This window comes from Pseudomonas sp. CFBP 8770, from assembly GCF_014841705.1.
Taxonomy (GTDB): domain Bacteria; phylum Pseudomonadota; class Gammaproteobacteria; order Pseudomonadales; family Pseudomonadaceae; genus Aquipseudomonas.
Window position 1 is genome coordinate 190,418 of the sequence record NZ_JACYUL010000005.1, and the last position, 25,508, is coordinate 215,925.

A 25,508-nucleotide genomic window follows, 5' to 3' on the forward strand; every position below is an offset into this window, starting at 1 on the left:
GCAGAGCCCCGCTCCCACAGGTTCGCGTCTGCCCAGTCATCCGCTTATCACACGGTCCCTACAAAACCCTCAGATCGACAACCTGAGCGCCCGTACTTCTGGCTGATCACCTACTGCACGGCGCTTGTTCACCGCCAGCTCGCCCATCTTGATCAGCCTGGTGCGGGTCACGTTGCGGCTCAGGCCCAGCAGGTTGGCGGTGTGTACCTGGTTGCAATGGCTGAAGCGATAGGCCGAGCGCAGCAGGGCCTCTTCGACCTTCTCGTGCAGATCGCCGACCTGCTCGTCGAACAGCCGCTGGAACAGCCGATCCAGCGAAGCCTCCACCGAATCGTCCACCGTCGGGCTGTCATCGGCGCGTTCGATGCGCATGTTCGACAGGCGCAGGTCGTCGCGCTCGATCACGCCGTTGCGGCAGATCAACAAGGTGTGGTGAATGACGTTCTCGAGTTCGCGAATATTGCCCGGCCAGCTGTAGTGCAGCAGCTTGTGTTCTGCCTCGGGCGACAGCGTGGCCTGCTTGTAGCCCAGACGCTTGCAGTACACATCGAGGAAGTGTCGGGTCAACGCGATGATATCGCCGGGCCTTTCGCGCAATGGCACCAGCTCCAGGTTGACCACGTCCAGCCGGTAGTAAAGATCCTCGCGGAAGTTGCCGGCATTGATGGCCTTTTCCAGCAGCACATTGGTGGCCGCCAATACCCGTACATCAATGGGAATGCTCTTGCGTGAACCCAGGCGTACCACTTCGCGCTCTTGCAGTACGCGCAGCAACTTGACCTGGATCGGCATCGGCAGGTCGCCGATTTCATCGAGAAACAAGGTTCCGCCATTGGCCTCCTCGAACCATCCGGCTTTGGCTGTCAGCGCGCCGGTGAAGGCGCCCTTTTCGTGGCCGAACAGCTCGGCTTCCACCAGCGACTCGGAAAACGCCCCGCAGTTGACGGCCACGAACGGCTTGTTGCGCCGCCCGCTGAGGTTGTGGATATGGCGCGCGACCAGCTCTTTGCCGGTGCCGGTTTCACCGATGATCAGCACGCTCGCTTCGCTGGGCGCGACTTGCTCCAGATGCGCCAGCAAAGCCTTGGACTTCGGGTCTTCGAACACCTGGGCAGTGGCGCGAATGGAGGTGGCGAGGGCAGGCGATGGGGGGAGTGTCAAAAGCTGCATGGCGACGCCTTCAAAGTGCAGAGTAAAAAGAATGAGTCAATCTAAAGCCACATCTGCGCTGCCTGGGCAGCCACTGCGACACTGAAGGGCATACTAAAGGATATAAAAAACGATCGTTAAATACCTTATGAGCATTAGCTTATGTCGTGACGTACAAAACGTGACGGTCCGTCGATGCACCTGCTCGGCCTGCGAGGCTCTTGTCGGTAAAGCGCAACTGGTTAATTCTGCTGGAGAAATGGATATTTCCCGAATCAACCCGTTGTTGCCTGCGCAACAGCTAAGTTGTTCAGCTGTTCTACAGCCAACAGTTAATTCTACGCGGCAAATCACAAACTTTCCCTTATGCCAGATAGGCAGTTTGGGATAACAAACAATTACTTTTCGAACTCGTCGAGTTTGAACATCATTCGCCCGCCGAAGAGGCCGATTGGACTGGTCTCTTCACGATCAGCCGTCAACAGGAGTAATTGATGAATAACCTCAAGGCCGCCCTGGAGGTGCGGTGGCATCCGGTGCCCGGCGAATTGCTGGACCTGGGCCGGGTGTTCCGCGAGCCCTTGGGCGAGCTGCGTCTGCAACGTGCGCCGAAGCGCATCCTCGGTCGCCGCGAAGGTGTGCTGCTGGGGGTGTTCGCGCTGGTGCTGCATGGAGCGGTGGTCTACTGGATCAGTCAGACTCCGACGCCTGCACTGCCGACGGTGCCGCCAGAAATTCCACCCATGACGATCGAGTTTTCGCAGCCGGCGCCACCGCCGGAGGTAGAGACGCCACCGCCACCGCCCGAACCGGTCGCACCCGTTGTCGAACCGCCACCGCCTGTAGAGGATGAACTGGCGGCCAAGCCAGCACCACCGCCGCCACCCAAGCCCAAACCCAAACCCCAGCCCGTGGTCAAGAAAGCGGTGCCAAAGCCTGCGCCCAAACCGGTTGTGCAACCGCCTGCGCCGCCGCAACCGGTGGCCGCACCGACGCCGCCTGCACCCCCGGCACCTGCTGCGCCGCAAGCGGTGACACCGGCCTCGGCCAATGCCGGCTACCTGCACAATCCGGCACCCGAGTATCCGGCCCTGGCCATGCGTCGCAACTGGGAAGGGACCGTGCTATTGCGCGTTCACGTGCTGGCCAGCGGCAAGCCGAGCGAAATTCAGGTGCAAACCAGCAGCGGTCGCAGTCAGCTCGACGACGCCGCACTGGCGGCAGTGAAGCGCTGGAGTTTCGTTCCGGCCAAACGGGGCGCCGACCCGGTCGACGGCTGGGTCAGTGTGCCGATCGATTTCAAACTGCGCTGATTCACTTTTTTGCTGCATGAAGCGGGCTACCTGACCAAAGGCGCATCGCACCACCCATCGCCTCGCTACAGAGAGCCTCACCATGAATCTTCTGACAGAATCTCCCTTCACTTCCGTCGAGCACTCGGTCATCTGGCTGCTCATCCTGTTCTCCGTTGCCACGTGGGGCCTGGCCTTGCTCAAAGGGCTGCAGTTCGCCCGGCTGAAGGGTCAGGATCGCAAGTTTCACAAGCAGTTCTGGGCCGCTTCCAGCCTTGATTCGGCGGCCCATCTGGCGCAGGAACAACCGGGTGCGGCGGCCCGCGTTGCGCAGTCGGGCTATGCGGCCATCCAGGTCAACGAGCAGGCACAGGCCGACCTGAGCCAATCCATCAATCATCAGGATCGGCTGGAGCGTGCCCTGCGTCAGCAGATCGTGCGTGAGCGGCGTTCGCTGGAGACTGGCCTTGCGGTGCTGGCCAGCATCGGCAGTACCTCGCCTTTCATTGGCTTGTTCGGGACGGTATGGGGAATCATGTCCGCGCTCAAGGGTATCAGCGCAGCCGGCTCGGCCAGTCTGGAAACCGTGGCCGGACCCATTGGCGCAGCCTTGGTGGCGACCGGTGTGGGGATTGCCGTCGCGGTGCCGGCGGTACTGGTCTACAACTATTTTCTGCGGCGCCTGAAGCTGACTGCTGCAGACCTCGACGATTTCGCCCATGACTTCTACAGCCTGGCGCAGAAGCACTCTTTCCGCGTACTGCAACATCCGGCGTTGGCTCGCAGTGGTAGTGCGGCTTCCGGCCACAAAGTGAAGGAGGCGTCCTGACATGGCTTTTTCAACCCAGGACACGGACGAAGTGCTCAGCGAGATCAACGTGACGCCGCTGGTGGATGTGATGCTGGTGCTGTTGGTGGTGTTCATCGTCACCGCGCCGTTGCTGACCAATTCGATCCCGATCAACCTGCCCAAGACCGAAGCGGTGGCGCCTGCCGAGCAGAAGGACCCGCTGGTGGTCAGCATCGACGGGCAGGGGAAACTGTTCATCAATAAGGACGAAATCCAGCCGGACCTGCTTCAAGTCAATCTGCAGAACGCACGGCAGAAGGACCCTGATGTGCGGGTACAGCTGCAGGCCGATGACGGCGTCAACTACGGCGAAGTGGCCCGGGCCATGGCCTCCATCGAAAAGGCGGGCATCACCAAACTGGCGGTGATCACTGCCAAGTAGTGTTATCGCCCTGTACCTGAAACACCGCGGCGCTTGTTCGCGGCCACTGACCGCTCCCACAGGTTGACCGCGATCCATTGTGGGACTGCTATCCCATGCGGGCCCGCGATCCAATGTGGGACTGCTGTCTCATGCGTGCCCGCGATCCAATGTGGGACTGCTGTCTCATGCGTGCCCGCGATCCAATGTGGGAGCGGTCAGCGGCCGCGAAGGGCTCACCGCGCAGTGTCGGCAGGATTACGGTAGGTCTTGCTGTCGATGGATGAGCTTGGGGGAACCTGCCCAGGTAGATCACAGTCCAGATCCCCACGACTCACCCAGGATCTCGACAGTGAAAGTAGGCATCATTTCCGACACCCACGGCCTGTTGCGGCCCGAAGCGATGGCGGCCTTGCAGGGCTGCGAGCGCATCATTCATGCCGGCGACATCGGCAAGGGCGACATCGTCCAGCAACTCTCCGCGATTGCCCCGGTGCAGGTCGTCTCCGGTAACAACGACGTCGGCATGGCCTGGTCCGACTCGCTCGCCGAGGTACTGCATTTCGAGCTCGAAGGCTGGCCCACCTTGCTGGTGCACGACATCGCCGATGTACCGGCGGCACTGCGCGAAGACACCCGCCTGGTCATCACCGGTCACTCGCACAAACCGCTGATCCAGTGGCGCGACGAGTCCTTGTACATCAACCCCGGCAGTGCCGGCCGTCGCCGTTTCAAACTGCCCGTCACGCTGGTCGTGCTCGACGTGCAGCCCGGCGCTGTGCACCCGCAACTGGTCCACCTGCTGCCGTGACGTCTACCGCTCAGCGCACCAGCGAATCCGAACCGATCTCGCTGATCGACTTGGCCCCGGTCAGCACCATGGCCACGCGCATCTCCTTCTCGATCAACTCCAGCAGATTGCTCACACCGGCGCCCCCGGCCACCGCCAGGGCGTAGATGAATGCCCGGCCAAGCAGCACCGTGTCGGCCCCCAGCGCGATCATCCGCACCACGTCCAGCCCACTGCGAATCCCCGAATCGGCCAGGATCGCCAGATCGCCCTTCACCGCGTCGGCAATCGCCGGCAACGCCCGTGCGCTGGACAACACGCCGTCGAGCTGACGCCCGCCATGGTTGGACACCACGATGCCGTCGGCCCCGAAGCTCACCGCGTCGCGGGCATCCTCGGGATCCAGAATGCCCTTGATGATCATCGGCCCGTCCCAGAACTCGCGAATCCATTCCAGGTCCTTCCAGGAAATCGACGGATCGAAATTGCTGCCCAGCCAGCCGATGTAATCGGCAAGCCCGGTCGGGTTGCCGCGGTAAGTGGAAATGTTGCCCAGATCGTGCGGACGACCGTGCAGGCCGACGTCCCAGGCCCACGCCGGGTGCGTGACGGCCTGCCACATGCGCCGCATCGGCCCGTTGGCGCCGCTCATGCCCGAATGCGCATCCCGGTAGCGGGCCCCGGGCACCGGCATGTCCACGGTGAAGATCAGCGTCTTCACCCCGGCGGCGCGGGCCCGCTCCAAGGCGTTCTTCATGAAGCCGCGGTCCTTGAGCACGTACAGCTGAAACCACATCGGCCGGGAAATGGCCGGAGCGACTTCTTCGATCGGGCAGACCGATACCGTCGACAAAGTGAACGGAATGCCCTTGGCATCCGCCGCCTTGGCCGCCTGCACCTCGCCACGACGGGCGAACATGCCGCACAAGCCGATGGGCGCGAGCGCCACCGGCATGGCCAGCGTCTCGCCGAACAGCTGGGTTTCCAGGCTCAGCTCGGACATGTTGCGCAGCACCCGCTGACGCAGAGCGATGTCCGCCAGGTCACTGACGTTGCGTCGCAAGGTGTGCTCGGCGTAGGCGCCACCGTCGATGTAGTGGAACAGAAACGGCGGCAAGCGGCGCTGCGCCGCGGCGCGATAATCGGTAGAGGCAGAAATGATCATGGGCGCGCCATCTCCCGGACGTGAAGAGCGGCGCAGGCTGGACTGTTCGTTGGCATGGGTCGGATTCCCTGATTGTTGTTGGATATCTGCCGGGAGCAAGCTGAATTGGTAATACCAATTTACAATGTGTTGGCTACAGATTAAGAGTGGCGCAGGGCGTCTGTCAATTTGCCCGGCTGTGCAGCGGTAAGGAGAGAGGAACGCTGGCTGCGGTTGTCTATGACCTACCTACTTGAATGCCAGGCTCTTATTCGAATGAACACTCCCCGCATCGGCTTCGCCTGCCAATACCGACACGCGATCCGCGCCCTGACCCTCGCCGAATTGAAGCTCATCGAGGGCGCCTACAACCCTCGCACTACCACCTTGCGCTGGATGAACAGCGTTGCCACGCAGGTCGCTCACGACAAGCTGCAAGAGGTCGTCAGCCACAACCTGCAGGCGCAACTGCAACTACTCGACTATGTGGCGCAACTGCCCGAAGCCATGCGCATGCTGCGTTTGAGCAGCGACCTGCTGCCGTTCTACAGCCACCCGCAGGTTGCGGCGTTCTACCAGCAGCCCGAGCGCCAGGCGTGGCTGGCCGAGCGCTTTGCGGCCATGGGCCAGTTGGCACGCGATTCAGGCATCCGCCTGTCTTTCCATCCCGGCCAGTTCTGCGTGCTGGGATCGGACAAGCCACCGGTGGTGGAAAACAGCCTGGCGGAATTCGAGTACCACGCCGACATGATCCGCATGATGGGCTACGGTGTGCAGTTCCAGGACTTCAAGTGCAACGTGCACATCGCCGGTCGCCTTGGCGCCGAAGGCATCCGCGCGATCTGGCCGCGCTTGTCCAGCGTGGCGCGCCACTGCATCACCTTCGAGAACGAAGAGAAGACCTACGGCGTCGACGACTGCCTGCAGCTCGCCGATCTGGCACCCGTGGTGCTGGATATCCACCACTGCTGGATCAACGAGAACGACTACATCGACCCGCACGATCCCCGCGTGGACCGCATCATCGACAGCTGGCGCGGCGTGCGCCCGGTGATGCATTACTCGCAGCCCCAGGAGCGCCTGCAGGAACTGGGCTTCAGCGCCGAGCAGAAGCTGGAGATGCCAGCGCTGCTGCAGGTGGTGTCCAAGCGCGATCTGTACGGCCACAGCGAGCTTATGTGGAACCACTGGACCAACCTCTACGCGCTGCAGTTTCTCGAGCGCTTCGACATCATGTTCGAGGCCAAGCACAAGAATCAGGCCACCCTGGAGTTCCATCGGCGTTACATGATGTAACCACTGCGCACCCCCCAAGACGCCGAACCTAGAGCCTGTGCATGGGTCTGCATTGAGGACTATCGACGCCTGCACACTCGAGGAATCCTTGCATGACGCTTACGCCGGTTACCGCTCTTGCCCCGTTGCACGCTCGTGGGCCACGCCCATGAAGGATCGCCCGACCCATTCCCTGGCCTTCGACCACTTCGACCTCGACGACGAACAACGTCGTGAAGCGCTGTTCACCTTGGCCAATGGCGTAATCTCGTGGCGCGCCTGTTCGCCCGAGGCCTGCGCCGTGCCACGGCCCGAAGGGCATTACCCCGGCCTGTACCGAGCAGGTTGGTACGACGATGCCGCACGCCAGGTCAACGGCACCACCACCCATACCGCAGCGTTGGTCAACTTGCCCGACCCCTTCGGCTTGACGCTGTCGCTCAATCACCAGCCGTGGTTCGAGCTTGGCCCGGATACCCTGCAGTCCTATCACCAGCATGTCGACATGCAGCGCGGTGTGTTGACCCGTCGGCTGTCGTTGCTGCTGGACGGTGTTCCGGTCGAACTCGTCGAGACCCGTTTCGTCAGCCTCGCCAATGCACAACTGGCAGTGCTGCGCTGGGAGCTGCATGCCGACAAGCCGCTGACCGGCCTGCGCGTGCGTACGACGCTGGACAACAGCCGCGGCAATTACCTGATCGAACGCGACCGCGACTACGAAGGGCGCCGTTTGCACAGCCATCGCTGGGAACACCTGGCAGATGGTCGGGCAGGGGTGGTGGCGACCCTTGAAGACGCTTCGCGCAAAGTAGCGGTGGCCGTGCAGACCGTAGCGCCGTGCCAGTGGCAGGGTCAGGTGGTGGATGATCGCCTGGTGCAGGAGGGTACGGTGGAGTGGCCCGAGCACGGCCCGCTGGTGCTGGAAAAGCGTGTCATCGTTCAAGTCGACGACGAGTTTCACGGACTGTCGAGCAGCATGGCGGCACTGCCCGACGCCAGCCATGCGCAGTTGCTGGCTGCCCATGAGCAGGCCTGGCAGGACACGTGGGCATATGGGCGCATCCGCGTTGCCGATCCGGCCGTCGATCACCCCCTGCAGTTCGCTGGCTGGCATATCCAGCAAACGGTCTCTGCGCTGAGCACAGGCCATGACCTGGGGTTTCCGGCGCGCGGTTGGCAGGAGGGCTACTTCGGCCAGGTGTTCTGGGACGAGCTGTTCGCCTTTCCGTTGTTCGCCACCCACCGTCCCGAGCTGGCCAGCTCGTTGCTCGACTACCGCCATGCGCGTCTGCCGGCAGCGCGGCGCCGAGCCGCTCGGCTGGGCTGTTCCGGCGCAATGTTTCCGTGGCGCAGCGCCCACGACGGCGAGGAACAGACCCCGCCGTTCCAGTACTACCCGATTTCCGGCAACTGGGTGCCTGACCCCACTCACCTGCAGCGACACATCGGCTCGGCCGTGGCCTACGACGCCTGGACGCTATACCTGGCCACTGGCGACGAACAGCAACTGGCCGGAAAGATTGGCGACCTGATCATCGAGGTAGCGCGTTACTGGGCCAGCGTGGCGCGCTTCGACGAGTCCCGGCAGCGCTATGTCATCGAAGGCGTGATCGGCCCCGACGAATACCACAACGCCTACCCCCATGCCGAGCAACCGGGCCTGGACAACAATGCGTACACCAACCTGATGGCGGTGTGGACGCTGTGCCGTGCACTGGACGTGCTGCAGCGATTGCCGACGGCGCTGCGCGAAGACCTGGTCGAACGCCTGGCGCTGCGTCCCGACGAGGCATCGCACTGGGAGCATGTCAGCCGCAACATGTTCTTGCCATTCACCGCCGACGGTGTGCTCGACCAGTTCGAGGGCTTCGAACGATTGCAGCCGGCGCCGGATGAGTGGAAAAGCGAGGACAACCCACGCCTGGACTGGATGCTCGAAGCCCGCGGTGATCATTGCGACCACTATCAGGTCAGCAAGCAGGCCGACACCCTCATGCTGTTCTACCTATTGTCCAATGAGCAGCTACACGCCCTGTTCGCCCGCTTGCGCTACCCGTTCGACGACGACATCGCACGGCGCACCATGGACTATCACCTGGGCCACGTCTTCCACGAATCCAGCCTGTCGAAAACCGTCTGCGCCGGTGCGCTGGCCCATACCGACAGTGATGCCTCGTGGATGTACTACCAGCACTGCCTGCGCACCGACCTGGACGCCAAGCCCGACAGTGGCGTGCGCGAGGGGGTCCACCTGGCAGCCATGTCCGGCTCCCTGGACGTCATGCAGCGACACTACCTGGGTGTGTGTCCGGCCGTGGAAGGGCTGCGGGTGTTCCCGGCGCCACCGCCCGGCCTGGGCGATGTCAGCCTGGCGATGCAGTTTCATGGGCAGTGGGTGGACGTGACGCGCGTCGATGAAGTGATCACTGTGCACTTGCGTGCGCTGTCGACGCAGCCGATTACCTTGATCCATGCGCTGGGCACGGAACAACTCGAGCCGGGTTCGTCGGTCAACGTCAGCGGCTGAGCTGCAGCGGGCAGCGAGGAGGGTGTCAGGACGCTTGGTCAATGGGCGCAATCAGGTCGGCGCCTTGATTGCGCACATTGCCGATGGCCTTGCTCACCGGATGCCATCGGAAATCGGCCACCGGCCGTCCTTCATGCTGGGCGATCTCGATACTTCGCTCGGCACTCAGGTCGGCCTCCAGCCACTCCCGCGCCTGCTCCGGCGCCAGCACCACGGGGCGGCGGTCGTGGATATCGACCATGCCTTCGTTGCTGGCGTCGGTAATGATCACGAAGCCATCGCCTTCACCGGGTTCCAGCCCAGGTGTGACCTGCGCAAGGGCAGCGAAGAACATCGGCGTGTCATTCGCGAGATGAATGAACCACGGCTGCTTCTTCTTCGGATCATCGGCGTCCTTGACCCATTCGTACCAGCCGTTGGCAGGTATCAGTACGCGCCCATTGGGCCACAGTTGCTTGAAGAACTTTCCAGTCGCGACCGTTTCGACCCGGGCGTTGATCGGGGCAGGGCGCTTGCCATGGGCCCAGAACGGCGCCCAGCCCCATTTCACCGAATCGATCAGCAGGCCTTGCTCAATGCCCTGCAACACCATGGCCCGCTGCGTTGGCGCAATGTTGTAGCGCGCCTGCGGCTGTGGGTCGACATAGCTGATGACCTGCTGACGCGGGGCCAACTCGCGCAGATAGACCTCCATCGCTTCGTACATCGAGTAGCGACCACACATGGTGTTCTCCGTCAGATTGTCGCGGTCTTTGGTTGACCTCGGGGTTCTTACAAAGTTAACTGTATATTCGTACAGTATCAATACCAGGCAATCCCATGATCACCATTCTTGGCCCGCTCGCCCAGGGCAGCACCGCGCATCCGCTGTATTCGTTCAAGGTTCCGGCCGGTTTTCCCTCGCCTGCGGCCGACCACATGGAACAGCGCATCTCGCTGGACGAGCTGCTTGAAATCCGCGCACCGCACATCTACCTGGTACGCATCCAGGGCGACAGCATGCAGGGCGCCGGGATTTTCTGCGGCGACCTGGTGATCGTGGATCGCTCGATCGAGGCCGAGCACGGCCATGTCGTCATCGCGGCGGTGAACAGCGAACCGGTGTGCAAGCGCCTGCACAAGCGCGGTCGCGAGGTGATCCTCAAGTCGGCCAATCGCGATTACCCGCCGCGCTACATCATGGAAGGCGACGAATTGCTGATCTGGGGCGTGGTCACCTTCAGCGTACGCGCCCATGAAAAGGAATGAGCCGGTCTTCGCCCTGATCGACTGCAACAGCTTCTACGCCAGCTGCGAGCGGGTGTTTCGCCCGGACCTGGCGAAGACGCCGATCGTGGTCCTGTCCAACAACGATGGCTGCGTGATCGCCCGGTCCGCCGAAGCCAAGGCGCTGGTGAAAATGGCGTCGCCGTATTTCCAGATCAAGGACCTGCTGCGCCAGCATGGCATCGTGGCGTTTTCCTCCAACTATGCGCTGTACGGCGACATCAGCGAACGGGTGATGTGCATCATCGAGTCCATGGTGCCGGCCCTGGAGGTCTACAGCATCGACGAAGCGTTCGCCGACCTCACCGGCATGCATCAGGACCTGGACGCTCTGGGCCGCGACATTCGTGAACAGGTCTACCGGCGCACTGGCATTCCCGTAGGCGTGGGGATTGCCGGCACCAAGACCCTGGCCAAGCTGGCCAATCACGCTGCGAAGAAATGGCATAAACAGCTGGGCGGTGTGCTCGACCTGCGCGAGGCCGGTCGCCGCGATCGCCTGTTAAAGGTCACCCCGGTGAGCGATGTGTGGGGCATCGGGCGCAAGATGAGCGCACACCTGCAGGGTATGAACATCGCCACCGCCTGGGACCTGAGCTGCGCCGACCCTGCGCTGTTGCGCAGCCGGTTCAGTGTGGTGATCGAAAAGACCGCCCGTGAACTGGGCGGCACGCCCTGCCTGGCGCTGGAAGACCCCGATCCGCCCAAGCAGGAAATTTGCTGCAGCCGGATGTTCGGCAAGCGCCTGACCGAGATCGCACCGATCCGCGAGGCGGTGGCCAGCTACGTGATGCGCGCTTCGGAAAAACTGCGGGCACAGCATTCGTTGTGTCGGCAGCTGCGCGTGAGCGTGCGCACCGGCATGCTCAACCCCCTGGAAGCCAAGTACGCCAACGGCGTGGTGGTGCAGCTGCCATACCCCACCGACGATGTACGCCTGTTGACCAAGGCGGCGGTGCAGGGCCTGGAATTCATCTTTCGCAGCGGCTTCACCTACAGCAAGGCGGAAATCCTCCTGCTGGGCCTGTGCCAGCGCGGCGAGTTCACCGACGACCTGTTCGCCAGCGCACAACCGGCCGCCGCCGAGCGGCTGATGCAGGTGCTCGACCAGGTCAATGGTCGTTGGGGCAGGGGCACGCTGCGCCCGGCAGCGGTGCCGACCAACCCGGACTGGGGCATGCGTCGGGAGATGATGAGCCAGAGCTATACCACGCAGCTCGAGCAGTTGTGGACGGTCAGGGGGTGAGCGTCCCATCGTGCCGGTAGCCAGGCGCTGCAAAAGACGCGGCATCCGGCGCGTCGTTCCTACAGGCGCTGAACGCTCACACCAAGCCGTGCCGCAAGCCTTGCCAGATTGGCTCGGTCCAAGCCGAGGCTCTTGGCAGCGGCGGTGACATTGCCTCGATGCTGGATCAGTGCGTTTTCCAGAAGCTCTTTCTTGTAGTCGTCTATGGCGGCCTTGTAGTCGACAGGTACGGACCGAATTGGATCGGGTGAACCAGGAGGCTCTGCTTCCACTGTTTTCGCCGCAACCGGCAGGTCGAAGTCGTCTGCTATCAGGATAAGCATGTCTTTACGGGCTGAACCGGAAACCCGCTTTTTTGTCTTCAATACGGCCCTGGCGATCTGGTGTTCCAGCTCGCGAACATTGCCCGGCCACGCGTATTGCCCAAGCGCCTGTTTGGCGGGAGCGGCGAACCGCACCGGAGGCAGTGCCATGCGGTAGCGATTTTCCTCGGCGAACGCGCCGGCCAGAAGAAGGATGTCCTCCTTGCGCTCTCGCAGCGGCGGCACGCGCAGCGGATACACCGTCAGGCGATGATAGAGGTCGGCGCGAAATCGACCTGTGCGAACCTCTTCGGCCAAGTCGCGGTTGCTCGCGGCCAGCAAACGAATATCCACCACGTGTGAACGGTCGGAGCCCACGCGCTGAACATCACCGCCTTGCAGCACCCGCAGCAGCTTGGCCTGCACCGACAGCGGCAGCTCGCCGATTTCATCAAGGAACAGCGTGCCCCCACTGGCCATTTCGAATTTGCCCAGTCGATTCTCGACGGCGCCTGAGAACGCGCCTTTGACGTGACCGAACAGTTCGCTTTCGACAAGGTGTTCCGGCAAGGCGGCGCAGTTGACGCTGATCATCGGCTTGTCGGCACGGTGAGAGTGGCTGTGGAGCCGACGCGCCACCAGTTCTTTGCCCACGCCCGTTTCACCGGTAATGAGTACGGTCAGCTCGCTGGGCGCCACCAGGTCGATTTCCCCCAGCAACTGTTTGAATGCCTCGCTGGTACCGATCATCCGTTGAGGTCCGCCTTGGTGGGCCAGTCGGTAGGCGTCGGCCCGCTTGCGTTCGCCCTCGAGAGTGCGCATCAGCTCGTCGAAATGCCCGGCGGCCACCACCGTGGCGGCAGCCAGGCGCGCGAAGGTTTCCACCGTCTGCAGATCGCCCTCGGAAAATTGACCCACCTTCAACGCGTCCAGGGTCAGAACACCCCAGATCTTTTCGTTGATGCGCAGGGCGCAGCCCATGCAGTCGTGCACAGGCAATGCGCTGGCGCCGATCAGGCCATCATAGGGGTCCGGATAAGGACAGTCGGGTGCAAACAGTATCGCTCCGGGTGCCTCGACGATCGCTTTCAAACGCGGATGGCTGTCCACCGGGTACCGTCGCGCCATGGCATCCACCGCCAGCCCATGGGCGGCTTCGGGTATCAGCACGTGATCTTCAAGGCGCAGGATGGCGACGGCATCGGTGGGTACCAATTCACGCAGTGCATCGAGCACACGCTGGTAACGGTGTTCTGCACTGATCTCGGCCGTAAGGTCGCTCAGCAGCGGAAGAAGCGCTTGAAGAGCCCGTGATGACTGAGTCGAAATGACCTTGTCTTTCATATTCGAGTCTTTTTAACCGAGTCGGAAAGACTCTTTAAAATAGATGAAGGACTGATTTTATTGGGTTTTTTGTGTGGCATGGCGGTTGCTATGAAGATATCACCCATCTGCATCTGGAGTTTACATGCTCACTCAATCTCAGCGCGACATCATCAAAGCGACCATCCCCCTTCTGGAAACGGGGGGTGAGGCACTGGCTACGCATTTCTATAACATCATGCTGGATGGCCATCCAGAGGTCAGACCATTGTTCAACCAGGCGCATCAGGCGAGCGGATCGCAGCCTCGGGCGCTGGCCAACGGCGTGCTGATGTATGCCCGCAATATCGACCGCCTGGAAAACCTGGGACCGCTGGCAAGCCAGATCGTCAACAAGCATGTCGCTCTGCAGATCCTTCCTGAGCACTACCCGATCGTGGGTGCCTGCCTGTTGCGCGCGATTCGTGAAGTGCTGGGTAAAGAAATCGCCACGGATGAAGTGATAGCCGCGTGGGCGGCAGCCTATCAACAGTTGGCCGACATTTTGATCAGTGCTGAAGAACAGGTGTACGAAAGTGTCGCAGCAGCACCGGGTGGTTGGCGCGGCGGGCGCATGTTCCGGGTCGCCTGCAAAGTGCCTGAAAGCAGCGAGATCACCTCGTTCTATCTGGAACCGGTCGACGGCGAACCCGTGATTGCCCACAAACCGGGCCAGTACATCAGCCTGCGCCTGAACATCGATGGAAACGAGTGTCGGCGCAGTTACTCGCTGTCGGCGCCATCCTCGGGGGTGGGGCTGCGCATCAGTGTGAAGCGCGAGCCCACTGGTGTGGCTTCCAATTATCTGCACGACCATGTCGTCGCCGGATCAGTGCTCGAGCTGTTTCCACCTTCGGGCAACTTCACGCTGGCAGCGGGTACCAGGCCATTGGTGCTGATCAGTGGCGGGGTGGGTATCACGCCGACGATCCCTATGGGTGAAACTGCGCTGCAGGCAGGTGATCGTCCTGTGGTATTCATCCACTATGCGAAAAATGCCCAGGCTCAAGCGTTCAGAGACCAGCTCCGTGAGTGGCAGCAACGTTTCCCGCAGTTCAGGGCCTACATCGTTTACAACGAGGCCAGTGCCGATTCAGCAGCACAACCTGACGCCGTCGGCATGCCTTCGGTAGAGCAGCTGCAGCAATGGCTGCCCGCTGACCGAAACGTGGAAGCCTATTTTCTGGGTCCCAAGCCGTTCATGGCGTTCATTAAGCGAAGCCTGCATGAAATGGGCGTGCCGGACGACCAGGCGCATTATGAGTTTTTCGGACCGGCAGAAGCGTTGGTCTAGCACTGGTCAGGTCGGATCGCTAATCGGCACGACCAATCGAGAGGAGGGATGAGAAATGCCGAAACCCGACATGCTGGCGGAATGGGGAATCACGCATCCGATCGTTCAAGCGCCCATGGTAGGTGTCTCGACGCCGCAATTGGCAGCGGCTGTTTCCAACGCTGGGGCATTGGGCTCCATCGGTCTGGGGGCCAGTACGCCAGAGCAGGGGCGCGAGTTGATCCGGCAGACCAGGGCGCTCACCCACAAGCCCTTCAACGTCAACATGTTCTGCCATCGCCCGGCTGCGTTCGACCACGGCAGAAACGATGCGTGGCTGCAGTACCTTTCGGGTTTCTTTCCAGAGTTCGACGCTGTACCTCCGCCGGTCTTGAGAGAAATCTACAAAAGCTTCGTCGATGATCGAGCCATGCTCGAGATGCTCGTCGAAGAGAGACCGTCTGTCGTCAGCTTTCATTTCGGCGCGCCGCCAGTGCAGTGGATTGATGAGCTCAAGTCGGCGGGTATCTACATCATCGGTTGCGCAACGACGTTGTCCGAAGCGCAGCAACTGGAGCGTGCAGGCGTTCAGGCGATCATTGCGCAAGGGTACGAAGCCGGCGGGCATCGTGGGGTGTTCGATGATGGGTTCGGGCAAGACCAGCAGATGGGCCTGTTCGCGCTGTTGCGCATCATCGGTGAAAGCATGGATCTGCCGGTCATTGCCGCAGGCGGGATCATGGATGGTGCCGGGATAAATGCAGCGATGATGCTCGGCGCAAGTGCCTGTCAGTTGGGAACGGCGTTCATCCTGTGTCCGGAGTCCTGTGCAACTCCAGAGCACCGGCAGGCGCTGAAAAGCGCGCAGGCGAGTCAGACACGGGTTACCAGCTATGTATCGGGCCGACCGGCCCGCGGGATTCCGAATCGTCTGTACCTGGAGTCCGGAACCGACAGCGTTCCCCTGCCAGCCGAGTATCCGTTGGCCTACGATGTTGCCAAAGCCCTGCATGCCGCGGCCAGCGCCAAGGGATGCCACGATTTTGCAGCCCAGTGGGCGGGTCAGGGCGCACCGCTGGCCAGGGAGCTGCCTGCGCAAAGGCTTGTCCAGGTTCTTGTCGAAGAAATGCTGGCCGCCTCTCGCTTCAGTCATTCATGAAAAAACCGGGCAAGTGCCCGGTTCTTTCACTGACGCTTCAAGCCTAGCGAAACGCCGGCACTACTTCATTGATGAACAGTTCCAGCGACTTTTTCTTTTCTGCATGGGGCAGGCTGTTGTCGCACCAGAAGCTGAACTCGTCGACGCCCAGTTCCTGGTAGTACTTGATGCGCGCGATGATTTGTTCGGGCGTACCGATCATGGTGTTCTTGCGGATGTTCTGCAGTTCGAACTCGGGGCGCTCGGCGAACTTGGATTCCGGGCTGGGCTCCAGGAAGCCGTTGACCGGAGTGGTCTTGTTGCCGAACCAGGCGTCGAAGGTGCGGTAGAAGCGCGAGATCGCCGTGGCGCCGACCTTCCAGCCGTCGGGGTCGTCACTGGCGTGAACGTGGGTGTGACGCAGCACCATCAGTTGCGGGCGCGGTACGTCCGGGTTGTTCGCCAACGCCGCTTCGAACTTGTTCTTGAGATCGACCACTTCCTCGTCGCCTTTCATCAACGGCGTGACCATGACGTTGCAGCCGTTGGCAACGGCGAAGTTGTGCGAGTCGGGGTCGCGCGCGGCGATCCACATCGGCGGCGTCTTGACTGGCTTCGGCACGCTGGTGGAGGTGGGAAACTTCCAGATCTCGCCATCATGGGCGTAGTCGCCTTCCCACAGTTTGCGCACCACCGGCACCATTTCGCGCAGGGCGTTGCCGCCGCTGCTGGCCGGCATGCCACCGGCCATGCGGTCGAATTCGACCTGGTAGGCGCCGCGAGCCAGGCCGACTTCCATGCGCCCGTTGCTGATCACATCCAGCAGTGCGCATTCGCCAGCGACCCGCAGCGGGTGCCAGAACGGCGCGATGATGGTGCCTGCGCCCAGGTGGATGGTGGTGGTCTTGCCGGCCAGATAGGCCAGCAGCGGCATGGGGCTCGGGGAGATGGTGTACTCCATGGCGTGGTGCTCGCCGATCCACACCGTGCCGAACCCGCCTTTTTCGGCCATCAGGGTCAGTTCGGTCAGGTCTTCGAACAGTTGCCGGTGGCTGGTCTTGTCATCCCAGCGCTCCATGTGCACGAACAGCGAAAATTTCATCTTGCCTACCTCGGATCTGTTGGCGGTGATTCGTCCCGGCTGGGGGCTTGCCGCAGCCTGGGCATGGGAATGTCAGGCGAACGCGGGAAGGGCGCCCATCTTGCCGCGGCAGTAGACCAACGGGCTTTGCGGGGCACTGGGTACCAGCAGGTTTTTCACCGCGCCAACCATGATTGCGTGGTCACCGCCCTCGTATTCGCGCCACAGTTCGCACTCAATGACCGCAATGGCATTCTTGAGTACCGGATTACCGAGAGCGCTCATGCTCCACTCGATCCCGTCGGCCTTGTTCTTGCCTTTGCTGGCGAAGGCATAGGCTTCGGCCTGCTGGTCGCTGGAAAGCAGATGGATGGCGAAGCGCTTGCTGCGAATCAGGTGGGGGTAGGAGTCGGCTTTGTAGTTGGGGCAGAACAGCACGAGAGCCGGATCGATCGACAGCGAGCTGAAGGCACTGGCGGTCATGCCGACCAGTTGGCCTTCGTCGTCCAGCGTGGTGATCACGGTCACGCCAGAGGGAAACGAGCCCATGACTTGTTTGTAGATTTCGGCATCGATCATCAAAGGCACCTCTCGTTTATTCGAATATTTGTTGGTCTGATGGTATACCAAAGAAATGTTTGTGCAACCCTGAATTTCAGTCGCGAGATACACAACTGGCAACGGCTTGGGGGTTGCGAGGCTAAGCGATCCACTTGCCTTTTCTTGGTATACCGTAATATGGTCTGTCTATCAGAAGCGGGTCGTTGCATCGATCCGGATTCCTACAAGAACAACAACAGACTCGAGTGAAAGACTATGTCCGAGCGTTCATCGCAAGACCCATTGATCGAGAGCTACACCGTCGAGCAGGTCCCCGCCACCGAGCGCCATGGGCGGGCGCGGGACCTGTTCACACTGTGGTTCAGCACCAACATTGCGCCCCTGCCAATCGTGACCGGCGCCATGGTGGTACAGGTGTTCAACCTCAACCTCGCCTGGGGGCTGCTGGCCATTGTGCTCGGGCACTGCCTGGGTGGGCTGGTCATTGCCTTGTCCTCGGCCCAGGGGCCGCGACTGGGCATTCCGCAGATGGTCCAGAGCCGCGGACAGTTCGGCCGTTTCGGCGCGTTGCTGATCGTGTTTTTCGCCGCCTTGATCTATGTCGGCTTCTTCATCTCCAACATCGTGCTGGCTGGCAAGTCGATCCACGCGATGGTCGAGCCGATCTCGTTACCCGTGGGCAGCGTGATCGGCGCCTTGGCCGCCACCGCCATTGGTGTGCTGGGCTACCGGTTCATCCATACCTTGAACAAGATCGGTACCTGGGTGATGGGCGGCGCACTGCTCGCCGGATTCGCTTTCGTGTTCAGCCAGCCCTTGCCAGTCGACTTCCTTAGCCGCGGTGGTTTCACCCTGGCGGGGTTCATCGCCACGGTGTCGCTGGGGGTGATCTGGCAGGTCAGCTTCTCGCCCTACGTATCGGATTACTCACGCTATCTGCCGACCGATATCGGCATCGCCAAGCCATTCTGGGCCACCTATGCCGGTGCCACGTTGGGGACCATCCTGTCGTTCAGTTTCGGCGCGGTGGTGGTGCTCGCAACGCCGCCTGGCACCGAAGCGATGACTGCCGTGGCGCAGGCCACCGGGGCGCTGGGCCCGCTGTTGATGCTGCTGTTCCTGCTCAACATCATCAGCCACAACGCACTGAACCTGTACGGTGCGGTACTGGCCATCGTCACCGCCGTGCAGACCTTCGTGGCCCACTGGACGCCCAGCGTGAAAGTACGCATCGTGCTGTCGGCGCTGGTGTTGAGTGGCTGCTGTCTGGTGGCGGTGGGCGCCTCGGGTGACTTCATCCAGGACTTCATCGGCTTGATCCTGGCACTGCTGCTGGTGTTGGTACCCTGGGCCTCCATCAACCTGATCGACTTCTACCTGATCAAATACGGCAACTACGACATCGAGTCGATCTTCGCCGCCGACGGCGGGCAGTACGGCCGTTTCAACTGGCACGCGATCATCGCCTACGCCTGTGGCATTGCCGTGCAGTTGCCGTTCGCCAACACGGCGTTGTATGTCGGCCCCTATGCCCACCTGGTCGAAGGTGCCGACCTCTCCTGGCTGGTCGGCATCGTGGTGACCTGCCCACTGTTCTACTGCCTGGCCACGCGCAAGCAACAGCGCGCAGAGCGGGTACGCGCCGGATACGCCAAGTAGTTCGAACCGACGGAAACAGCACCTGCAAAAAGGCCCCGATCACTCGGGGCCTTTTGCGTTGCGGGGTTGAAGTTGCGTTGCGGAGTAGAAGGCGCGTTGCAGGCTCAGTGCGCGCCAGCCGCCTTGTTGAGGTCAGCGTCTTCCCACTGGGTGTACACGCAGGCATCCGCCGCAGCCCAACGCACCTGGACCTGCTCACCGGCCTGCAGGGGCATGCCGGCTGCAGACAAGGCCTTGACCGTCATCGGCGTGCCACCCTGGGTCACGACGCTGCAGGTCTGGCTCTCGCCGAGAAACAGCGTCTCGGTGACCGTGGCGGCGATCTGGTTCCAGCCCGGCAGCAGCGGTTGCTCTGCAGCCTGCGCGGCGCTCAATGCCTGGGCTTTCTCGGGACGTACCATCAGCAGGACCTGCTGGCCGGCATTGGCGCCGGGTGTCAGGCGCATGCCCAGGCTGGCGCCTTCGAAGCTGCCGGAACCATTGCTGGCGGTGGTCAGCTTGAGAAAGTTGGAGTTACCCAGAAACGAGGCCACGAAGGCATTGGGCGGGTTCTGGTAGAGGTCGTAGCCGCTGCCCAGTCCGACGATCTTGCCGTGGCTGAAAATGGCGATGCGCTGCGACAGGCGCATGGCCTCTTCCTGATCGTGGGTCACGTAGACGATGGTGATGCCCAGGCGCCGGTGCAACTGGCGCAGCTCATCCTGCAGGTCTTCGCGCAGCTTCTTGTCCAGTGCGCCCAGCGGCTCGTCCATGAGCAGAATGCGCGGCTCGTAGACCAGCGCGCGAGCGATGGCAACGCGCTGCTGCTGGCCACCGGACAGCTGCGAAGGACGACGGTGTGCGAAGGCCTCGAGCTGCACCAGCTTGAGCATCGCATCGACCTTGCGATCACGCTCGGCGCGGCCCAGTTTGCGGATGTCCAGGGGGAAGGCAATGTTGTCGCGCACCGACAGGTGCGGGAACAGCGAATAACGCTGGAACACCATGCCGATACCGCGCTTGTGCGGCGGCACGTTGACCAGCGATTGGCCGCTGACCAGGATCTCGCCGGAACTGGGTGTCTCGAAGCCGGCCAGCATCGACAGGGTGGTGCTCTTGCCCGAGCCACTGGAACCGAGGAAGGTCAGGAACTCGCCGTTCTTGATGTCCAGGTCGATATTGTCGACCGCAGCGAAGTCGCCGTAATGGCGGTTCAGTCCGCGGAGGCTGACCAGGGTGTCGCCGGCCTGCACGGCCTGTTGTTTGATCACAGCACTCATGTCCAGCTCCTAGGCGTTGACGGGGTTACGGCGACGAATGATTTCGGCAGCCACCATGACCAGCACCGACAGGGCGATCAGCAGCGTCGAGGCGACGGCGATCACCGGCGTCAGGTCCTGGCGCAGGGTGGTCCACATTTTCACGGGAAGGGTCTGCAGGGTGGGGCTGGCCATCATCACGCTGAGGACCACTTCATCCCACGAAACCAGGAACGCGAACAGGCCGCCGGCGACCATGCCCGGACGAATGGCCGGGAACGTCACCTTGAAGATCGCCTGCAGGCGCGACGCACCACAGATCACCGCAGCGTCCTCGATGGACTGGTCGAACAGCTTCAGCGAGTTGATGATCGAAATGATGGTGAAGGGCAGGGCGACGATCACGTGGCTGACCACGAACGAGAACACCGTGCCGGTGTAGCCCAGCTTGAGGAACAGCGCATACACGGCCACCGCGATGATCACCACCGGTACGATCATCGGCAGGGTGAACAAGGCATACAGCAACTCGCGGCCCGGAAACTTGCCGCGCACCAGTGCGAAGGCCGTCGGCAGGCCCAGCAGTACCGCGAACACGGTGGTCAGCGCAGCGACTTTCAAGCTCGACCAGGCCGCCGCCATCCACTCAGGGTTGGCGAAGAATTGCAGGTACCACTTGGTGGTCCAGCCCGGTGGCGGAAACACCAGCCACTGGGACGAGCCGAACGACAGCAGCACGATGAAGACGATCGGCAACAGCAGGAACAGGCCGATCGACCCCGTGGTGAGGTACAGGCCCACGCGCAGCCGTCGACTCATGGCATTGGGGGTAAGAAGCATGATGACTTACCTCGAATTGCTGGAGCCGACCGGGGATTCCGGTTGCAGCTTCAGATAGAAATAGAACAGCACCAAGGTAATCAGCACCAACAGTGCGGCAGCCGCGCTCGCCAGTCCCCAGTTGAGGAAGGATTGCACCTGTTGCACGATGAACTCGGGCAGCATCATGTTCTGCGCGCCACCCAACAGCGCCGGAGTGACGTAATAGCCCAGCGACATGACGAACACCATCAAAGCGCCGGAGAACAGTCCCGAGCGGCACAGCGGCAGGAAAACCCGGAAGAAGTTGGTCCACGGACTGGCGCCGCAGATGGCACCGGCCTGCAGCACCATCGGGTCGATGGCCTGCATGGTGGCCTGCAGCGGCAGAACGATGAACGGAATCATGATGTAGCTCATGCCGATCACTACCCCGGTCAGGTTGTGCACCATCTCCAACGGCTGGTCGATGATGCCCAGGGCCATGAGCAGCTTGTTGACCACCCCCGACGCCTGCAGCAGCACCAGCCAGGAGTAGGTGCGCGCCAGCAGGCTGGTCCACATCGACAGCAGCACGATGCTGAAGATCCAGCGGCCCCATCCGCGTGGCACCAGGGTGATAACCCAAGCCAGTGGAAAGCCCAGCAATACGCTGAACAGGGTCACCAGCCCGGCCACCGAAAAGGTGTTGAACAACACCCGCGCATACGCCGAATTGGCGAACAGTTCGCGGTAGTTGTCCAGCCCCGGTGTCGGCTCCAGCACGCCGCGCAACAGCAGGCCAATGAGCGGGGCGAAGAAGAACAGGCCGAGGAACACCAGCGCCGGGATCAGGTTGCTCGACCCGCGCCAGCGTTGGATCAGGCTCGGGCGCGGCTGGGCGGCACGCAGCGCACCGGGGCCGCCGGCGGCGCCCCCGGTGCTGCCGAGGGCGGAGGGCGAGGACAGCTTCACTTGACCAGCCATTCGTTCCACCGTGTCGCGATAGAGGGGCCATTCTTGGCCCAGTAGGCGAAGTCCAGAGTGATCTGGTCGTCAACGTGCGCGGTCGACAGGTTGGGCGCCAGAACCGAATCCAGGCGCTGCACGCTTTCAGTGTTGACCGGGGCGTAGGCCGTCAGATTGGAGAAATCGGCCTGGCCCTTGGCACCGGTGGCGTTGGCCACGAAGCGCATGGCTGCCTCCTTGTTTTTCGAGCCTTTGGGCACGACCAGGAAGTCGGCCATCGCCAGGTTCTGCTTCCAGCTCACGCCCACCGGAGCGCCGTCCTGTTGCAGGGCGTAGACCCGACCGTTCCAGAACTGACCCATGGTGACTTCGCCCGAGGCCAGCAGCTGCTGGGACTGGGCGCCGCCGCCCCACCAGACGATGTCCTTCTTGATCGAATCGAGCTTCTTGAAAGCGCGGTCCAAGTCCAGTGGATAGAGCTTGTCGGCGGCGACGCCGTCGGCCAGCAGGGCGATCTCCAGCACGCCCGGGCTGGGCCACTTGTACAGCGCGCGTTTGCCGGGATAGGCCTTGGTGTCGAACAGCGCGGTCCAGTCCTGGGGTTTGCCGGCGCCGACCTTGCCTTCGTTGAAGCCCAGCACGAAGGAGAAGTAGAACGAGCCCACGCCGTAGTCGGAGACGAAGCGCGGGTCCAGCTTGGTGCGGTCGATGACCTTGAAGTCCATGGGTTCGAGCAGGCCTTCGCTGGCCGCACGCAAGGCGAAATCGGCTTCCACGTCGACCACGTCCCACTGCACGTTGCCGCTCTCGACCATGGCCTTGAGCTTGCCGTAGTCGGTGGGTCCGTCCATGACCACCGCAGTGCCGCTGCTCTTGCTGAACGGATCGGCCCACGACGACTTCTGCGCGTCCTGGGTGGTGCCGCCCCAGCTGACGAAGCTCAGCGTCTCGGCTGCCATGGCAGTGCCTGCAGTGAATGCCAGGGTCGCTGCAGCCAACGCCGCTATCGCACGTTTTTTGAATACCATCTTGTACGCCCTCATTTGTCATTGTTTGAGCGGGCTGTTTCCACACCCGCGTATCGGGAGCAGTCAGGTCGTGGCGACCTGGACGATCGTTTGTTTCAGATGCCGTTGCCGTCCATGGCGGATGCACCCGGTCCGGGTGGCTGGAACGCTATGCTTTCGACCACTTCGAGGTCGTAGCCCGTGAGACCTGCGTACTTGAGCGGCGGGCCCAGGTGACGCAGTTTGCCGACGCCCAGATCCTGGAGGATCTGCGCGCCGGTACCGACTTCCGAATAGATGCGTGTCTGCGTACGCGAATAGGGGCGAACGGGCTGGGTCAGGTGCGGCACGCGCTCGAGCAGGGCCTGGGAAGACTCGTGATTGGCCAGCACCACCACCACGCCCGCACCGTGCTCGGCGACCTTCTGCAGCGCCGCCCACAGCGTCCAGTTGGCGGGACCGGTGTACTCGGCGCCGACCAGGTCGCGCAGCGGGTCGATGACATGGACCCGCACCAGAGTCGGATCTTCACGGCGGATGTCGCCCATGACCATGGCCATGTGCACGCCACCCTGAATGCGGTCTTCGTAACTGACCAGGCGGAACGTGCCATGCACCGTGGGCAACTCGCGCTCGCCCATGCGCGTCACCGTGTGCTCGTTGCTCAAGCGGTAGTGGATCAGGTCGGCGATGCTGCCGATCTTGATGTTGTGGCGGGCAGCGAACAGTTCCAGGTCCGGACGGCGCGCCATGGTGCCGTCGTCTTTCATGACTTCGACGATCACCGCGGCAGGGCTGAAACCGGCCAGCCGCGCCAGGTCGCAGCCGGCTTCGGTATGTCCGGCGCGGGTCAGCACGCCGCCTTCGCGGGCGCGCAGGGGAAAGATGTGGCCCGGTTGCACCAGGTCGGCTGCAACCGCCTGAGGCGCCACTGCGGCGGCAACGGTGCGTGCCCGGTCGGCGGCGGAGATACCGGTGGTGACCCCGCAGGCGGCTTCGATGGACACGGTGAATGCCGTGCCGAAACCGCTGCCGTTGCTGGGGACCATCTGCTCCAGCCCCAACCGTTGGCAGCGTTCCTCGGTGAGGGTGAGACAGATCAATCCGCGTGCTTCGCGGGCCATGAAACTGATGGCCTCGGCTGTGCAGCAGTCGGCGGCGAGCAGCAGGTCACCTTCGTTCTCGCGGTCCTCGTCGTCCACCAGCAAGACCATCTTGCCTTGACGAAAGTCCTCGATGATTTCTTCGATGCTGTTGAACGCCATGCCTGCACTCTCTGGGATGACTGACTGGGATAACCGCCTGAATCGTGGTATACCATAATACGTACATTACCCCCTGTCGAGGTGAAAATGAAGGCTTATTGGATTGCTCATGTAGACGTTACCGATCCCGCGCAGTACGTGCTTTACACGCAGCGCGCGCCGGCGGTTTTCGCCAAGTTCGGGGGTCGCCTGCTGGCCCGTGGGGGGCGCTCGCAAGCCATGGAAGGCAGGGCCACGCCGCAGCGCAGCGTGGTGATCGAGTTCGATTCGTATGGCCAGGCGCAAGCCTGCTATGAATCCAGCGAGTATCAGGAAGCGGCCGCCCTGCGTGCGGGCGTCGCGAAGGCCGAAGTGATCATCGTCGAAGGTTGCGAGACGGTCGCCGGCTAGCGCATGAAGTGGATGCGGCCGGTATCGTCGTTGCCCATGTAGATGCCGTAGGTACCGGTCGCGCGCTCCTGGATGTAGCGCTCCAGAATCTGCCGGATGGCGGGGTAGTAGATGCTGTCCCAGGGAATGTCCTGCGGCGCGAAGAACTGCCGTGCGGCAGTTTCCGGGCCGAATTCGTCGGTGATCTCCAGGGCCATTGCGCGAAAGATGATGTACACCTCGCTGATCCGCGGGACGCTGAAGATCGAGTAGGGCGAGAGGATTTCGGCGCGCACTCCGGCTTCTTCCCACAGCTCGCGCAGGGCACCTTCCTCGGTGGTTTCGCCGCTTTCCATAAAGCCTGCGGGCAGCGTCCAGGTGCCGGGGCGCGGAGGGATTGCGCGCTGGCACAGCAAGTACTTGCCATCGGTTTCGACGATGCAGCCGGTGATGATCTTCGGATTGACGTAATGGATGTGCCCGCAACCGGAGCAAAAGGTCCGCTCATGGGTATCGCCCGCAGGGATTCCAAGGCTCAGGCCACAGGCACCGCATTGGGGGCAAAACCGTGGAGTGGCCATGGCGG

At 62.3% G+C, this 25,508-nt stretch carries 24 protein-coding genes; 12 read left to right on the top strand and 12 right to left on the bottom strand.

Features of this window, described 5'->3' with window-relative positions:
* Positions 1–69: 69 nt before the first annotated feature.
* Positions 70–1,170, bottom strand: a complete 1,101-nt coding sequence (locus IFT98_RS13015; RefSeq protein WP_122715602.1) for a sigma-54 interaction domain-containing protein — start codon at positions 1,168–1,170, stop codon at positions 70–72.
* A gap of 473 nt (positions 1,171–1,643) precedes the next feature.
* On the opposite strand from IFT98_RS13015, the gene IFT98_RS13020 reads away from it, so the two are divergent.
* The 4 genes from IFT98_RS13020 (at position 1,644) to IFT98_RS13035 (ending at position 4,463) form a co-directional block, all read left to right on the top strand.
* Positions 1,644–2,462, top strand: coding sequence for an energy transducer TonB (locus tag IFT98_RS13020; protein WP_192049093.1), 819 nt, complete (start codon positions 1,644–1,646; stop codon positions 2,460–2,462).
* 82 nt (positions 2,463–2,544) lie between these two features.
* A complete protein-coding gene (locus IFT98_RS13025; RefSeq protein WP_192049095.1) occupies positions 2,545–3,270 on the top strand; it encodes a MotA/TolQ/ExbB proton channel family protein in 726 nt (241 codons plus the stop codon).
* A gap of 1 nt (position 3,271) precedes the next feature.
* Complete coding sequence (locus tag IFT98_RS13030; protein ID WP_122477651.1) at positions 3,272–3,673, top strand: ExbD/TolR family protein; 402 nt, start codon at positions 3,272–3,274, stop codon at positions 3,671–3,673.
* Positions 3,674–4,004: 331 nt separating this feature from the next.
* Positions 4,005–4,463, top strand: coding sequence for a YfcE family phosphodiesterase (locus IFT98_RS13035; protein WP_192049097.1), 459 nt, complete (start codon positions 4,005–4,007; stop codon positions 4,461–4,463).
* 10 nt (positions 4,464–4,473) lie between these two features.
* On the opposite strand, the gene lldD is transcribed toward IFT98_RS13035, so the two are convergent.
* On the bottom strand, positions 4,474–5,607 hold the full coding sequence (lldD, locus tag IFT98_RS13040) for an FMN-dependent L-lactate dehydrogenase LldD (protein WP_192049099.1): 1,134 nt from the start codon (positions 5,605–5,607) through the stop codon (positions 4,474–4,476).
* Positions 5,608–5,862: 255 nt separating this feature from the next.
* Here lldD and uvsE point away from each other — a divergent pair, with 255 nt between their 5' ends.
* The gene (gene uvsE / locus IFT98_RS13045) at positions 5,863–6,882 is read left to right on the top strand and encodes a UV DNA damage repair endonuclease UvsE (protein WP_192049101.1); all 1,020 of its coding nucleotides are present in this window, start codon (positions 5,863–5,865) and stop codon (positions 6,880–6,882) included.
* Positions 6,883–7,030: 148 nt separating this feature from the next.
* The gene (locus IFT98_RS13050; protein WP_192049103.1) at positions 7,031–9,388 is read left to right on the top strand and encodes a glycoside hydrolase family 65 protein; all 2,358 of its coding nucleotides are present in this window, start codon (positions 7,031–7,033) and stop codon (positions 9,386–9,388) included.
* Between the two features lie 25 nt (positions 9,389–9,413).
* Here the strand turns inward: IFT98_RS13050 and IFT98_RS13055 are convergent, their stop codons facing one another.
* Positions 9,414–10,112, bottom strand: coding sequence for an SOS response-associated peptidase family protein (locus IFT98_RS13055; protein ID WP_192049105.1), 699 nt, complete (start codon positions 10,110–10,112; stop codon positions 9,414–9,416).
* 95 nt (positions 10,113–10,207) lie between these two features.
* On the opposite strand from IFT98_RS13055, the gene IFT98_RS13060 reads away from it, so the two are divergent.
* Together IFT98_RS13060 and umuC are read left to right on the top strand one after the other, a co-directional pair.
* Complete coding sequence (locus IFT98_RS13060; protein WP_122477662.1) at positions 10,208–10,636, top strand: LexA family protein; 429 nt, start codon at positions 10,208–10,210, stop codon at positions 10,634–10,636.
* Positions 10,623–11,900 (top strand): translesion error-prone DNA polymerase V subunit UmuC, encoded by a 1,278-nt coding sequence (gene umuC / locus IFT98_RS13065; protein ID WP_122715595.1) that lies wholly within the window; start codon positions 10,623–10,625, stop codon positions 11,898–11,900. Before IFT98_RS13060 ends, umuC begins: the two co-directional genes overlap by 14 nt.
* A gap of 59 nt (positions 11,901–11,959) precedes the next feature.
* Here the strand turns inward: umuC and norR are convergent, their stop codons facing one another.
* Positions 11,960–13,546 (bottom strand): nitric oxide reductase transcriptional regulator NorR, encoded by a 1,587-nt coding sequence (norR, locus tag IFT98_RS13070; RefSeq protein WP_192049107.1) that lies wholly within the window; start codon positions 13,544–13,546, stop codon positions 11,960–11,962.
* Positions 13,547–13,670: 124 nt separating this feature from the next.
* On the opposite strand from norR, the gene hmpA reads away from it, so the two are divergent.
* Together hmpA and IFT98_RS13080 are read left to right on the top strand one after the other, a co-directional pair.
* Positions 13,671–14,858, top strand: coding sequence for an NO-inducible flavohemoprotein (gene hmpA / locus IFT98_RS13075; protein WP_192049108.1), 1,188 nt, complete (start codon positions 13,671–13,673; stop codon positions 14,856–14,858).
* 70 nt (positions 14,859–14,928) lie between these two features.
* Complete coding sequence (locus tag IFT98_RS13080; RefSeq protein ID WP_244650952.1) at positions 14,929–15,996, top strand: NAD(P)H-dependent flavin oxidoreductase; 1,068 nt, start codon at positions 14,929–14,931, stop codon at positions 15,994–15,996.
* A gap of 43 nt (positions 15,997–16,039) precedes the next feature.
* Here the strand turns inward: IFT98_RS13080 and IFT98_RS13085 are convergent, their stop codons facing one another.
* The gene (locus tag IFT98_RS13085) at positions 16,040–17,077 is read right to left on the bottom strand and encodes an LLM class flavin-dependent oxidoreductase (protein ID WP_192049112.1); all 1,038 of its coding nucleotides are present in this window, start codon (positions 17,075–17,077) and stop codon (positions 16,040–16,042) included.
* A 72-nt stretch (positions 17,078–17,149) separates the two neighbouring features.
* Complete coding sequence (locus IFT98_RS13090) at positions 17,150–17,635, bottom strand: flavin reductase family protein (protein WP_122477673.1); 486 nt, start codon at positions 17,633–17,635, stop codon at positions 17,150–17,152.
* A 237-nt stretch (positions 17,636–17,872) separates the two neighbouring features.
* On the opposite strand from IFT98_RS13090, the gene IFT98_RS13095 reads away from it, so the two are divergent.
* Positions 17,873–19,276, top strand: coding sequence for a purine-cytosine permease family protein (locus tag IFT98_RS13095; RefSeq protein WP_192049114.1), 1,404 nt, complete (start codon positions 17,873–17,875; stop codon positions 19,274–19,276).
* A gap of 104 nt (positions 19,277–19,380) precedes the next feature.
* On the opposite strand, the gene IFT98_RS13100 is transcribed toward IFT98_RS13095, so the two are convergent.
* The 5 genes from IFT98_RS13100 to ribBA all read right to left on the bottom strand — a co-directional run bounded on the left by IFT98_RS13100 (position 19,381) and on the right by ribBA (position 24,553).
* Positions 19,381–20,535 (bottom strand): ABC transporter ATP-binding protein, encoded by a 1,155-nt coding sequence (locus IFT98_RS13100; protein ID WP_192049116.1) that lies wholly within the window; start codon positions 20,533–20,535, stop codon positions 19,381–19,383.
* Positions 20,536–20,544: 9 nt separating this feature from the next.
* Positions 20,545–21,354 carry an ABC transporter permease gene (locus tag IFT98_RS13105; RefSeq protein WP_122477679.1) on the bottom strand — a complete coding sequence of 270 codons (810 nt, stop codon included), beginning with the start codon at positions 21,352–21,354 and terminating at the stop codon, positions 20,545–20,547.
* 6 nt (positions 21,355–21,360) lie between these two features.
* Entirely contained in the window at positions 21,361–22,299 is a 939-nt protein-coding gene (locus IFT98_RS13110; protein ID WP_122477681.1) for an ABC transporter permease, read from the bottom strand.
* The gene (locus tag IFT98_RS13115) at positions 22,284–23,309 is read right to left on the bottom strand and encodes an ABC transporter substrate-binding protein (protein ID WP_122715588.1); all 1,026 of its coding nucleotides are present in this window, start codon (positions 23,307–23,309) and stop codon (positions 22,284–22,286) included. Before IFT98_RS13115 ends, IFT98_RS13110 begins: the two co-directional genes overlap by 16 nt.
* Positions 23,310–23,404: 95 nt before the next feature.
* Positions 23,405–24,553, bottom strand: coding sequence for a bifunctional 3,4-dihydroxy-2-butanone-4-phosphate synthase/GTP cyclohydrolase II (gene ribBA / locus IFT98_RS13120; protein ID WP_192049118.1), 1,149 nt, complete (start codon positions 24,551–24,553; stop codon positions 23,405–23,407).
* A gap of 87 nt (positions 24,554–24,640) precedes the next feature.
* Here ribBA and IFT98_RS13125 point away from each other — a divergent pair, with 87 nt between their 5' ends.
* Positions 24,641–24,943, top strand: coding sequence for a DUF1330 domain-containing protein (locus tag IFT98_RS13125; RefSeq protein WP_192049119.1), 303 nt, complete (start codon positions 24,641–24,643; stop codon positions 24,941–24,943).
* Here the strand turns inward: IFT98_RS13125 and IFT98_RS13130 are convergent.
* On the bottom strand, positions 24,940–25,503 hold the full coding sequence (locus IFT98_RS13130) for an NUDIX hydrolase (RefSeq protein ID WP_122797055.1): 564 nt from the start codon (positions 25,501–25,503) through the stop codon (positions 24,940–24,942). The two genes, IFT98_RS13125 and IFT98_RS13130, sit on opposite strands and share 4 nt — an antisense overlap.
* Positions 25,504–25,508 lie beyond the last annotated feature (5 nt).